This window comes from Oxalobacteraceae bacterium OTU3CAMAD1 (assembly GCA_024123915.1).
Classification (GTDB): domain Bacteria; phylum Pseudomonadota; class Gammaproteobacteria; order Burkholderiales; family Burkholderiaceae_D; genus Rugamonas.
Window position 1 is genome coordinate 6,050,283 of sequence record CP099650.1, and the last position, 12,929, is coordinate 6,063,211.

Here is a 12,929-nt window from a genome sequence, read left to right on the forward strand (position 1 = left end):
CGAGAGCTAATGTGAGCGCATCTAAAATCTTCCGCTTTTTCCTGACCATGCTGTTATTGGCGGCGGCCCTGTGGGTCGGCCGCACCGCCTGGGACCAGTACATGGAATCGGCATGGACCCGGGACGGCCGCATCAAGGCCGACGTGGTCACCATCAGCGCCGATGTCGCCGGCACCGTAACCGACGTAATGGTGCGCGATAACCAGATGGTCAAACAAGGCGACGTGCTGTTCGTCGTCGACAAGGCGCGCTACCAGAACGCGCTGGCGCAGGCCAACGCCATGCTGGCGTCGCAGCAGGTCGAAAAGGGCCGGCGCAGCAAGGAGGCCAGCCGCCGCGCGGCGCTGGACAGCTCCATCATCTCCGCCGAGAGCATGGAGACGGCCCAATTCGCGGTCGGCACCGCGTCGGCGCAATACCAGGCGGCGCTGGCCGCGCGCAACCTGGCGCAGCTCAATCTGGAGCGCACCGTGGTGCGGGCGCCGGTGGCCGGCTATGTCACCAACCTGAATGTGCACGCGGGCGATTTCGCCGCCGTCGGCGCGGCCAGGCTGGCCGTCATCGGCAGCGAGTCGTTCTACGTGGTCGGCTATTTCGAGGAAACCAAACTGCCGCTATTGAAGGTGAACGACCCGGTGCAAGTGCGCCTGATGAGCGGCGCGGCGCAGCTGAGCGGCCATATCGAGAGCATCGCCCACGGCATCACGGATCGCGACGCCAGCGTGGGACGTGAGCTGCTGGCCGACGTCAACCCGACCTTCAACTGGGTGCGTCTGGCGCAGCGGGTGCCGGTACGCATCCATATCGACCAAAAGCCCAAGGACCTGGCGCTGGTGGCCGGCACCACCTGCACGGTGGTGATTCACGGCTAAGGAAGACTAGCGCGAACCGGCGACGTCCAGGATCGCGCCGCTGACGTAGGACGACTGCGGCGACAACAGCCACAAAACGGACTCTGCGACTTCCTCCGACCGGGCCGCGCGCCCCAACGGCAAGCTCGAAGCCGTCCGCGCCACGCGATCGGGCATGCCGCCGCTGGCGTGGATCTCGGTGTCGGTGACGCCGGGCCGCACGCAATTGACACGGATGCCCTCCTCCGCCACTTCCTTCGACAGGCCCAGTGTCATCACATCAATGGCGCCCTTTGAGGACGCGTAGTCGATGTAAGTATTGGCGCCGCCATGCCGTGCCGCGCCCGAGGAGATGTTGACGATGCCGCCACCCTGCCCGCCACTGCGCGTCGACATGCGCTTGACCGCCTCGCGCGCGCACAAGAAGGCGCTCATGATGTTGGTGGTGAAAACGCGCTGCATCCGCTCGGCCGGCATCTCCGTCAGCTTGCACTGCTGTTCCAGCACGCCGACGTTGTTGACCAGCGCGGTGATCGGCCCCAGTTGGGCGTCGACCGCCGCGAACAGGCGCAGCACGTGGGCTTCGACGCTCATATCGCCCTGCACCACGATCGCCTCGCCGCCCTCGCCTGCGATCTGCGCGCGCAGCTGTTTGGCCGCCTCGCCGTTGCTGACGTAGTTGATGCAGACGGCGTAGCCACGCCGGCTCGCCATCAAGGCCGTCGCCGCGCCTATGCCCCGGCTGCTGCCGGTCACCACCATCACCTGTTTCATCGCTCGCCTTGTAAAAAAGCCCGCTGTCGCGGGCTTGTGGTCTGGGTTACTTCTCCGGACTGGTGTTTTTCAGCGCGTAGGTCACGTGCTGCCACCAGTGATCGCGCGAATCGACGGTCCGCAGGCATTTTTTGTCGATCTCGCCCTTGAACATCGGGTCTTCGCACTTTTTGGTCATCAACGCATAGCGCTGATTTTCCGCATTGGCCAAGGCGACCACCAGCCAGAAGACGAGGCCCGCCAACACCACCACCAGGCTCCATGCGACATGGTTGATATACGCCCACTCGAACAGCGTCTCGATGGCCGGTGACGATTCCTTGTAGAGATGCATCACCTTGCCTTCGGCGGCCTTCCGTTCGTCGCTAATTTCTTTCATTTTCTTACCCGTTCCAAATTAAAGCGCATCTTTGCGCGGCGGGTGACACGTCAAACCACGCCACGAGCGGAGATTACCACTTTTCAGGCGCGAGGTGGCCGTTCGCGCCTGATCGGCGATTAAAACCCGCTTAAAACTCGTAGCGCGCCGAGAGTTTCAATTGGCGGCCGTCGGCGGCATAAATGCCGCCGTGGATGCCGTTCACGCAGGAATACGCCTGCGAGTAGTAGTGCTTATCGGTCAGGTTCAGGCCGGCCAGCGCAAACTCCCATTGGCCTAACTTGCGGGCATAGCGGGCGTCGACGGTGGCAAAGCCGGGAATTTTTCCGGCGCAGCTGTTATCGAAGTCAGAGCCGTAACGCTGGCTGGCGACCCACTGCGTGCCGATATCGGCGGATTGACCATCCGCCGGCGTCCAGCTCAGGCGCGCGCTCAGCGTATTCTTCGGTACCAGCACCATTTGCTTGCCGCTGTTGACGCCCTCGCGGAACTTGGCGTCGACGTACTGGTAGTGCCCGTTAACGGTCCAGTCGGTGGCGATGCGCTGTTCCGCATCCAGCTCGAAGCCCCGGCGTTTGGTCGGGTCGAGGTTGACGTTGGCGAACGTCGTCGGATCGAAGAATATCTCGTTGCTCAGGTTATGGCGGAACACGCGCGCCGTCACCTTGCGCGACGTGTCGGCATAGCTGGCGCCCAGCTCCACATCGCGCGATTTTTGCGGCAGCAGTACCTCGTTGAACCTCGGCGTGAAGGCGTTTTCGTCGGAATTGGCCAGGCGGTAGCTCTGCCCCGCCTTGCCAAACACGGTCAGGCCGCGCAATGGCATATAACTCGCTTGCAGCTCCCATGCGTTGACGCCTTGCGTGACGTCGTAAGCACCGCCGCCGAAGTCGATCGGCGTGCTGTAGCTCTTGTCGAACAATTCACGCCGCACGCCAGCGGAGATTCGGCCCTCGTGGGCGGGGTCGAAACGCAGCTCGTCGCGCAGGTAGATGGCCTTCGATTTTTGATCCGCGTCGGCCATCGACGAGCCGCGTGTGTCGCGCTCCCATTTGGTTAGGTCGACACCAGCCACCACTTCATTCAGCATGCCGCCGATCTGGGCCAGGCGGCGCACGCGCGGCGAAAATTGGGTCTGCTTGCTGTCGTAGCTGCTGATGAAAGGCCTGCCTGACAAATAAGCCGATTCAACGGTCTTCTTGCGATACGACAGATCGGCCGCCAGGTCGTAGCCGGCGATACGGTACTGGCTGAAAACGGTGAAGCGGTCGCTGTCGAGCGAACCGTAGTCGTCGGGCGTGGTCGCCTGGCGCGGATTGGCGTTGAATTGCGCCTCGGTCAGCGCACCTGGCAGGCGCATGTCCTGGCGCGCGCCTTCGTAGCGGAAGCCCACGCGGCCGGCGTCGTTGAACCACTGTGCGCCGCCGCTGAACTGCGTTTGCTTGAATTCGTTGTTGTTGCGGTAGTTGTCGGTGCGCTGATGGCCCAGGGTGGCATCAGCCGCGAAACCGTCCCACGCCTGCGCCGCAGACACGCGCGCTTCGCCGGCGTTGAACCGTCCGCTCTCGACAAAAACGCTGCCACGGCGGGTGTTTTTACCCGGATTCTTGGTGACGATGTTGATCACGCCACCGGTGGCGCCATCGCCGTACAACACGCTGGCGCCGCCGCGCGTGATTTCGATACGGTCCACCGTATCGACCGGAATGGTCGACAGGATGGCGGTGCTCAGTTCATTCTCCGACAAACGCACGCCATCGAGGACGATCACCACGTTCTGGCTGCTGTTGGTGCCGAAGCCGCGCAGATCGAGATCGAAGTCCGGGCTGCCGTTCAGGCTTTGACGGCCGTAGACGCCGCCGATCTTGCGGATCGCCGAATTGACGTCGCTGACACCGGCGCGGCGGATATCCTCGGCCGAGATCACCGTGGCGCCGATCGGCGCCAAGGCCGGATCGGCGTCGAAGCGGGAACCGGTGATGACGACCGGCGCCAGCACCTGGGCGACTTGCGCGCCGATGGCTTCCTGCGCGATGGCGATGGCCGGGGCAATGGCGGCGGCGGTGAAGCAAAGGGAGACGGCGGCGGCCAGCAAACGTGGCGCCGAAGGCGGAACAAACGCGAAGGAATTCATGGTAAATCGTTTTCAAAAGAGACATCCGCGCCTGCGTCCCCGCAAGTCGGAAGTGTACGGAAGCCACGCGCCGGTCGACGGCGCGCGCTTCCCCCTGTCTGGCCGATGTCCGGGCTGGCCGGCGCGGTCGTCGGAGCATATCTCGACAAGGCGCAGGCGTTACCGTTGCGGGGGCAGCACACCTTGGCCGGTTCGCGGAGTGCGGAAGCGGCCCTGTGTTTCCCGTTTAACCCGCATGTGAACACATGCGCGGGCACCAGAACCCGGGCATTATACGCCTGTCAACGGCGCCCCTCCTCGATAGGGACCGGCTCCCACGTCATTCAGCAATTCGATATGACCTATCTACATTTCATGCATTGATTGCCAGGCCCACGTCCCAATAGTATAGATATCAACACCATACCCGGAGCAATGCCATGAGCACCACCCAAGCCCTCCCAACCTACTTCCTGTCCCACGGCGGCGGCCCTTGGCCGTTCATGATGGACACGATGGGCCACCTGTACGCAAAACTGGATGCCTCGCTGCGCGACATTCCGCGCCAATTGGGCGTCACGCCGAAAGCGGTGCTGGTCGTCACCTCGCACTGGGAAGGCCGTGACTTCATGCTGTCGTCGTCGGCCAAGCCGCCGATGTTGTACGACTACGGCGGCTTCCCTCCGCACACCTACGAGGTGAAATACAGCGCCCCGGGCGCGCCCGAGCTGGCGGCGCACATCAAGCAATTGCTTGACGCCGGCGGACATCCCACGCAGTTGGATGGGCAGCGCGGATTCGACCACGGCACCTTCAGCGCCATGTACCCGGTGTATCCGAACGCGGATGTGCCGATCGTGCAGTTGTCGCTCAAGCAGGGACTCGATCCGAAGACGCATCTGGAGGTTGGCCGTCTACTGGCGCCGCTGCGCAAGGAGGGGGTGCTGATCATCGGCAGCGGCCTGAGTTACCACAATCTGCGGGCGTTCAACGCGCAGGGCGCGGCGGCGTCGCATCAATTCGACGGCTGGCTGCGGGCGGCGATGGCGTTGCCGCCGGCGGAGCGCACGGCGGCGCTGATCGATTGGGAAAAGGCGCCGGCCGCGCGCATGGCGCATCCGCGCGAGGAGCATTTGCTGCCGTTGATGGTGGCGTTGGGGGCGGCCGAGAGTGAGCCGGCGTCGGTGCCGTATCACGAAGATGCGTTTATGGGGGCGCTGGCGGTGAGTAGCTTCCGCTTCGGCGGCTCGTAGATGGCCGATTACGGCGTTCCGCCTAATCCGCCCTACGTGTCTCCGTGGCCCCCTCGCGGGCGCTGGTCTTAGGTTCCGCGCTTGCCTTTGGCGTATTCGGCGGCCTTGGCTTCGGCGATGGCGGCTTTCTCCGCCGCTTTGGCTGCGGCCTCCACTGCGTAAGTGTCGAGGCGCTCCTTGCGCGACGCCGGCGTCTCCAGCGAGATGCGGCCCAATGTGCCGCTGCGGTAGTCGCCCAGGAAGGTGTGCGACGCCTTCTCGAAATCGAGGTCGCCGCCCTTCTGGCGGAAGCCGCGCTTGGCGGCCACGCCCTCCACCACCGCGATGCCGTCGAACTTTTCGATGTCCTTGAAGCCGTAGCGCGCCACCAGCAGCTGCGGGTAGTACTTCAGCAGCTCATCGGCCAGGAACACCGCCACCTCCTCCTCGATCAAGGCGTTCGAGCCGATGGCGTGGCTGGCGGCCAGCATCAAGCCGTCGCTAGGCAGCGCGATCTTCGGCCACAGCATGCCGGGCGTGTCGACCAGGATGGTGTTCTTGTCCAGATAAAGCTTCTGCTGCTGCTTGGTCACCGCCGGCTCGTCGCCGACCTTTGCCACTTTGCGCTTGAGCAGCGCGTTCATCAGGGTCGACTTGCCGACGTTGGGAATCCCCATAATCATGATGCGCAGCGGCTTGGTTGGCACGCCCCGGTGCGGCGCCAGTTGCTTGGCCAGTTCCGGCACGCGCGTGACGTCGGCCGGCTTCTTGGTCGTCATCGCGAAGGCCGTCACGCCCTCTTGCGCGTTGTAGTACTGTACCCACGCCGCCGTGGCGGCGGGATCGGCCAGGTCGATCTTGTTGAGGATCTTCAGGCACGGACGCTGGCGGAACTTGCGCAGCTCCTCCACCATCGGATTGGTGCTGGCCTCCGGCAGGCGCGCGTCGACCACCTCGATCACCAGATCGGTGTTCTCCATCTGCTCCGCCGCCTTCTTCTTGGCGGCGTTCATGTGCCCCGGGTACCATTGTATCGACATGCTCTGACCTTCAAAATCGTTCTGACAATCCGCTATTTTACCTGCTGGCCCGGCCGGGATTCGGATATCATGGGTCGCTTTTCCTTTTTTCTGACCATATAAACAATATTATTTTCACCGGAGTGCTGAAGATGAGCATAGCTGCACCGTCCAACCCGAGGGAGATCACCCTCCGCGGCATTATCCTGGGCATCCTGATTACGCTGGTATTCACGGCGGCACAGGTCTACCTCGGCCTGAAAGTGGGCCTGACCTTCGCCACGTCGATCCCGGCGGCCGTCATCTCGATGGCGCTGTTGAGCGCCTTCAAGAACGCAACCATCCAGGAAAACAACATTGTCCAAACGATCGCCTCGGCCGCCGGCACCTTGGCGTCGGTGATTTTCGTGCTGCCGGGCCTGCTGATGATCGGCTGGTGGGCGCACGTGCCGTTCTGGCCGACCTTCGGCGCCTGCGCCATCGGCGGCGTGTTGGGCGTGATGTACACGGTGCCGCTGCGCCGCGCGCTGGTGTCGCAATCGAACCTGCCGTATCCGGAGGGCGTCGCCGCCGCCGAGGTGCTCAAGGTCGGCACGGCCTCGCGCGCCGGCGCTGCCGAGGGCAAAGCCGGTCTGCGCGCCGTGGTGCTGGGCGCGGTCAGCTCGGCGCTGTTCGCCGCTGGCGCCGCGGTCAAGGTGATGGCCGGTGAATTGTCGTTCTACTTCCGCACGGGCGCGGGCGCCACCGGCATCGGCGCCTCCGGTTCGCTGGCGCTGATCGGCGCCGGTCACCTGATGGGCATCACGGTCGGCCTGGCGATGCTGGCCGGCCTGGTCATCGCCTGGGGCATCATGGTGCCGCTGATGACGTCCCTGAGCCCTGCCGCCGCCGGCGTTGTAGCCGCCGACCACGCGCTGGGCATCTGGAAAACCGAAGTGCGCATGATGGGCGCGGGCGTGATCGGCATCGCCGCGATCATCACCTTGGCCGGCCTGGCCAAGCCGATCTTCGGCGGCCTGAAATCGGCCATGGACACGGCACGCCGCGCCAAGCTCGATGGCGCCGTACTGGAACGCACCGAGATGGATATGCCGATCTTCATCGTCGGCCTGGTCACGCTGGTGGCGATGGTGCCTGCCGGCTGGCTGCTCACCAGCTTCCTGCAGGGCGGACCGCTGTCATCGATCGCATTCCCGCTGGTGGCCGTCGGCATCGGCTACATCCTGGTCGCGGGTATTCTCGCCGCAGCCGTCTGCGGCTACATGGCGGGCCTGATCGGCTCCTCCAACTCGCCGGTGTCGGGCATCGCCATTTTGACGATCCTGGGCGCCGCGCTGAGCGTGGGCATGGTCGGCCGCAGCATCATGGGACCGGAAGTGGCGCAGGCGCTGATCGCCTTCGCGCTGTTCGTCACCACCGTGGTGCTGGCGGTGGCCGTGATCGGCAACGACAACCTGCAGGATTTGAAAACCGGCCAGTTGGTCGACGCCACGCCGTGGAAGCAGCAGGTCGCGCTGCTGATCGGCGTGTTCGCCGGTTCGTGCGTGGTGCCGCCGGTGCTGGAGCTGCTCAATCACGCCAACGGTTTCGTCGGCGCGCCGAATATCGATTCAATCTCGGACCAGCCGCTGGCCGCGCCGCAGGCGTTGCTGATCTCGACGCTGGCCAAGGGCGTCATCGGTGGCAACCTGCAATGGAACCTGCTCGGCTACGGCGTGATGGTCGGTTTGGTGCTGGTGGCGATCAACTTCGTGCTGAAAAAATCCAGCAACGACAAATACAGCCTGCCGCCGCTGGGCGTGGGCCTGGCGATCTACCTGCCTAGCGCGGTGATCACGCCGGTGGTCATCGGCGCGGTGGCCGGCTACTTCTTCGAGCGCGCGTGCGGCAAATCGGCCGGCGGCGAAACGGCCAAGCGCCTCGCGGTGCTGATCATGTCCGGCTTCATCGTCGGCGAGAGCTTGTTCAACGTCGCGCTGGCCGGCCTGATCGTGCTGTCGGGCGAAGGCGAGCCGCTGGCGATCCATACCTCGCTGAGCGAATCGCACTCGATGATCATCTCGCTGGTCGTCGCCGCGTTCGTGGTCGTGGGCCTGTACCGCTGGTCGTCGAAGAACGGCCACGCGGTCAACGCCAAATAGAAAGTAGCAACCCGCAACTCCGGGGTCAGGTCCTCCATTGCTACACAAGCTGAGCCGTAAGGGGCACATCGCCCGCCCTACGGCACAGGACGTGTAGCAATGGAGGACCTGACCCCGGAGTTGTTTTTGAGAGCTCGGAAAAGTCTTAGCGGGATCTTGCGCCCCGGATAGACGAATTTTCAAGTTGGAACTATAATTAGCAAATTCTTAACGCCAACCGGGCCCTCCGCATGCGCCGCAACCGTCTCCTCCGCCTTACCGCTTCCCTGTGCTTGGCCGCACTGTCGCATGGCGCCGGCGCGGCCGACGACTTGCCCGCCGTCGCCGCCTTCTTCCAGACACCGCAGATCAGCCATGTGAGCCTGTCGCCCAACGGCGCGTATGTGGCGATCACCACCATCCTGGCCGACGGCACGCCGGCGCTGGTCATCCGCGACACGGCCGCCCCCGAGGAAGCCAAGGTCGTCAGCCAGCTCGACCCGACGATGGCGGCGTTCTACGACGTCCACTGGGTCAACGACAAGCGGGTCGGCTACACCGTCAAGAACCTGCACATGGGCGCGCGCACCAATCTCGACGAGTTCGCGGTCGACCGCGACGGCGGCGCCAGGAAGCATCTGATCAACGGCAACTGGGGATTCAAGCCCGAGAAGGCGATCGGCACCTTGATCGCGCCGCGCATGCTCACGGCCGACTACGCCTTCCACAGCGTCACTTATGACGGCTCCGACGACATCATGGTCGAGAAATACACCTGGAACAGTGCCGACCTCGCGCCGGCGTCGTCGCGCCTGTACCGGCTCAATACGCGCAGCGCCTCGCTCAGCTCGGCCTTCGAGGGGCCGCAGCCCGAATCCAGCAAGAGCTGGCTGACCGACGGCAACGCCGTCCCCCGCATCGTCATGTCCGAGGTCAAGGGCCGCTGCATCACCTCCTACCGCCAGCCGGCCGATACCAGCTGGGAGCAAATCGACAGCGGCACGTGCTTCAAATCGAAACGCTTCACGCCCTTGTTCTTCGACGGCGCCGACACGCTGTTCGTGCAGGCGGTCCACAAGGACTTGGCGGCACTGTTCCGCTACGACCTGAAAACCAGGAAGCTGGCCGCCGAGCCGATCATGGAAACCCCGGGCTTCGATTTTTCCGGCTCGCCCGTGATCGACTACGCGTCCAAACGCCTGGTCGGCATCCATTTCACCACCGACGCCGGCGGCACCGTCTGGCTCAATCCGACGCTCAAGGCCGACCAGGCCAAGATCGACGCCGCCCTGCCCGGCTTCATCAATACCGTCGAGTGCGCCCGCCAGTGCCTGGCGTCGCCGGTGCTGCTGGTGAGCTCGACGTCGGATCGCCAGCCGAGGCAGTACGCGCTCTACACCCGCGCCACCGGGCAACTGGTCGGGCTGGGCAGCATCCATCCGGCGCTCAAGGCGGCCCAGTCCGGCGCTCGCACCTTCCAGCGCTACACGGCCCGCGACGGGCGCGCCATCCCGGCCTATGTAACGATGCCGGCGGTTAAGGCGGCCGGTCCGCAAGCGGCCGTGGTGCTGGTGCACGGCGGCCCCGGGGTGCGCGGCAGTTCATGGGAATGGGACAACGAGGCGGCGTTCCTGTCGTCGCGCGGCTACGTTGTCATCCAGCCGGAATTCCGTGGCGGCGCCGGCTTCGGCGCGTCCCACTTCGAGGCCGGCTGGAAGCAATGGGGCGGCGCCATGCAGGACGACCTGGCCGACGCCGCCCGCTGGGCGGTCAAGCAGGGCTGGGCCGATCCCAAGCGCATCGGCATCATGGGCTCCTCCTACGGCGGCTATGCGACGTTGATGGGGCTGATCAAGGACCCTCAGATCTTCCGCGCAGGGGTCGAATGGGCGGGCGTGACCGACCTCAAATTGATGTTCACCTCGTTCGACTCGGACGCCTCGCAGGAGAACCTCGGCTACAGCATGCGCACGCTGATCGGCGATCCGGACACCGAGGCCGAGCTGTTCCAGAAGAACTCGCCGTTGCTGCGGGCGGCCGAACTCAAACAACCGTTGCTGATGGCGCACGGCGGCGACGACCGCCGCGTGCCCGTCGATCACGCCCACCGCTTCGCCGGCGCGGTCCGCAGCCACAACGACAAGGTGACCCAGCTGATCTACGATAACGAGGGTCATGGCTGGCGCACCGAAAAGACCCGGGTCGATTTCTGGGGACGGGTGGAAACCTTCCTCGACAAAAACGTCAAGCAGGCCCAGTAGCAAACCGTCCCGGCCGGGACCGCAAAGAGGACGGTTGCGGCAAGGTGATCTTGCGCCAGCGCACAGACAAATAGTTCCGCACGGCATAGGATCATCAAACCCTCAACCACCTTGGTCATCACATGCGACGCTCCTCTCCCCATCTATTGGCCGCCGCACTGTGCGCAGCCACGCTGCAGCACGCCGCCGCTGCCGACAATGCCCCTGCCGCCGCCAACGACATGCCGGCCGTCGCCAGCTTCTTCCAGACCAGCCAGGTCAGCCACGCCGCACTCTCGCCCAAGGGCGGCTACGTGGCGATGGTCACCATGCTGCCCGACGGCACGCAGGCGCTGGTGATCCGCGACACCGCCGACCTCAAACAGTTCAAAGTCGTCAGCCGGGTCGATCCGGAGACGGCGGTGTTTCACGCCACCCACTGGATCACCGAAAACCGCATCGGCTTCACGCTGAAGAACATGCGCCTGAACTTCGAGACCAATCTGGACGAGTTCGCTATCGACCGCGACGGCGGCAACCACCGGCATCTGATCAACGGCAACTGGTCGCACAACAACGACGCGCCGCCGACCGGTTCGATGCTGACCAGCCGCGTGCTGACCGCCGACTACGCCTTCCACGGCGCCGCCAACGACGGCTCCGACGACATCCTGGTGAAAAAATATCGCTGGAACCATACCGACATCGGCCCCGCCTCGTCGCGCCTGTACCGGCTCAACACCCGCACGCTCAAACTGAGCAGCACGTTCGAGGGCACCCAGCCCGAGGCCAGCGATCAATGGATCACCGACGCCAACGCGGTGCCGCGCGTGGTGCTGTCCGAGGTCAAGGGCCGTTGCATCGCCTCCTACCGCAAGCCGGACGCGACAAGCTGGACCCAGATCGACAACGGCGTTTGTTACGAGAACCGGCGCTTCACGCCGCTGTTTTTCGACGGCGCCGACACGCTCTACGTGCAAGCGTCCCATAAAGGCTATGCCGCGCTGTTCCGCTACGACCTGAAGACCATGGCGATGGACAAGGAGCCGACCGTGGAGGCCGAGGGCTTCGATTTCCGCGGCACCGCCGAGATCGACTACCCGACCAAACGATTGATCGGCATCCACCTGGAAACCGACGCCGACACCACGGTCTGGTTCAACGCGCGCATGAAAGCCGACCAGGCCAGGATCGACGCCGCCCTGCCCGGCACCATCAACACCGTGCTGTGCGGCGCGGACTGCCTCGCGTCGCCCGTGCTGCTGATCCGTTCGGCCTCCGACCGCCAGCCGCCGCAATACGTGCTCTACACCCGCGCCACCGGCGCCGTGATCGGCCTGGGCGGCATCCACCCCGACCTCAAACCGGCGCAGATGGGGCCGCGCAACTTCCACCATTACACGGCGCGCGACGGCAGTTCCATTCCCGCCTATGTGACCATGCCGGCCGTCAAGGCGGCCGGGCCGCGGCCGGCGGTGGTGCTGGTGCACGGCGGCCCGCACGTGCGCGGCGCCACGTGGGAGTGGGACCAGGAGGCCGCCTTCCTGGCCTCGCGCGGCTATGTGGTGATCCAGCCGGAGTTTCGCGGCAGCACAGGCTTCGGCCATGCGCACTTCGAGGCCGGCTGGAAGCAATGGGGCGGCGCGATGCAGGACGATCTGGCCGACGCCGCGCAATGGGCCGTCAAGCAGGGCTGGGCTGATCCCAAACGCATCGGCATCATGGGCGCCAGCTACGGTGGTTACGCCACCTTGATGGGACTGATCAAGGACCCGCAGATCTTTCGCGCCGGCGTGGAATGGGCGGGCGTGACCGATATCAAGCTGATGTTCACGTCGAGCGAGTCGGATGCGTCGCAGGAGGACCTGGGCTACAGCATGCGCACCCTGATCGGCGATCCCGACAGCGCGGCCGACGCCGACATGTTCCGCAAAAATTCGCCGCTGCTGCGCGCGGCCGAACTCAAGCAACCGCTGCTGATGGCCCACGGCGCCGGCGACCTGCGCGTGCCAATCGTCCACGCCAGCCGCTTCCGCGACGCCATCAAGGCGCACAACCCCAACGTCACTTCCCTTATCTACGACGACGAGGGCCACGGCTGGCGCAACGAAAAAACCAATATCGCCTTCTGGCGGCAGGTCGAAGCCTTCCTCGACAAAAACCTCAAGCAAGCCCAGTAAGCGCGAACGCACGGCCGGGAC

The 12,929-nt window shown here is 64.7% G+C and carries 9 protein-coding genes and 1 riboswitch; of the genes, 5 read left to right on the plus strand and 4 right to left on the minus strand.

Annotated elements, in window-relative coordinates:
- Window positions 1-11 precede the first annotated feature (11 nt).
- On the plus strand, window positions 12-872 hold the full coding sequence (locus NHH88_25770; protein USX13039.1) for an efflux RND transporter periplasmic adaptor subunit: 861 nt from the start codon (window positions 12-14) through the stop codon (window positions 870-872).
- 6 nt (window positions 873-878) lie between these two features.
- On the opposite strand, the gene NHH88_25775 is transcribed toward NHH88_25770, so the two are convergent.
- The 3 genes from NHH88_25775 to NHH88_25785 all read right to left on the minus strand — a co-directional run bounded on the left by NHH88_25775 (window position 879) and on the right by NHH88_25785 (window position 4,138).
- Window positions 879-1,625 carry an SDR family oxidoreductase gene (locus NHH88_25775; GenBank protein USX13040.1) on the minus strand — a complete coding sequence of 249 codons (747 nt, stop codon included), beginning with the start codon at window positions 1,623-1,625 and terminating at the stop codon, window positions 879-881.
- A gap of 46 nt (window positions 1,626-1,671) precedes the next feature.
- The gene (locus tag NHH88_25780) at window positions 1,672-2,004 is read right to left on the minus strand and encodes a hypothetical protein (GenBank protein ID USX13041.1); all 333 of its coding nucleotides are present in this window, start codon (window positions 2,002-2,004) and stop codon (window positions 1,672-1,674) included.
- A 130-nt stretch (window positions 2,005-2,134) separates the two neighbouring features.
- Window positions 2,135-4,138 (minus strand): TonB-dependent receptor, encoded by a 2,004-nt coding sequence (locus NHH88_25785; GenBank protein USX13042.1) that lies wholly within the window; start codon window positions 4,136-4,138, stop codon window positions 2,135-2,137.
- A gap of 82 nt (window positions 4,139-4,220) precedes the next feature.
- A riboswitch (cobalamin riboswitch) is annotated at window positions 4,221-4,414 on the minus strand.
- A 143-nt stretch (window positions 4,415-4,557) separates the two neighbouring features.
- Between NHH88_25785 and NHH88_25790 the strand changes: the two genes are divergently transcribed.
- On the plus strand, window positions 4,558-5,370 hold the full coding sequence (locus NHH88_25790; GenBank protein ID USX13043.1) for a dioxygenase: 813 nt from the start codon (window positions 4,558-4,560) through the stop codon (window positions 5,368-5,370).
- A 68-nt stretch (window positions 5,371-5,438) separates the two neighbouring features.
- Here NHH88_25790 and ylqF read toward each other — a convergent pair whose 3' ends face one another.
- On the minus strand, window positions 5,439-6,389 hold the full coding sequence (gene ylqF, locus NHH88_25795) for a ribosome biogenesis GTPase YlqF (GenBank protein ID USX13044.1): 951 nt from the start codon (window positions 6,387-6,389) through the stop codon (window positions 5,439-5,441).
- Between the two features lie 131 nt (window positions 6,390-6,520).
- On the opposite strand from ylqF, the gene NHH88_25800 reads away from it, so the two are divergent.
- From NHH88_25800 to NHH88_25810, 3 genes are all read left to right on the plus strand, one after another.
- A complete protein-coding gene (locus NHH88_25800) occupies window positions 6,521-8,509 on the plus strand; it encodes an oligopeptide transporter, OPT family (protein ID USX13045.1) in 1,989 nt (662 codons plus the stop codon).
- 272 nt (window positions 8,510-8,781) lie between these two features.
- Window positions 8,782-10,749, plus strand: a complete 1,968-nt coding sequence (locus tag NHH88_25805; protein ID USX13046.1) for a prolyl oligopeptidase family serine peptidase — start codon at window positions 8,782-8,784, stop codon at window positions 10,747-10,749.
- A 122-nt stretch (window positions 10,750-10,871) separates the two neighbouring features.
- Window positions 10,872-12,908, plus strand: a complete 2,037-nt coding sequence (locus NHH88_25810; protein ID USX13047.1) for a prolyl oligopeptidase family serine peptidase — start codon at window positions 10,872-10,874, stop codon at window positions 12,906-12,908.
- Window positions 12,909-12,929 lie beyond the last annotated feature (21 nt).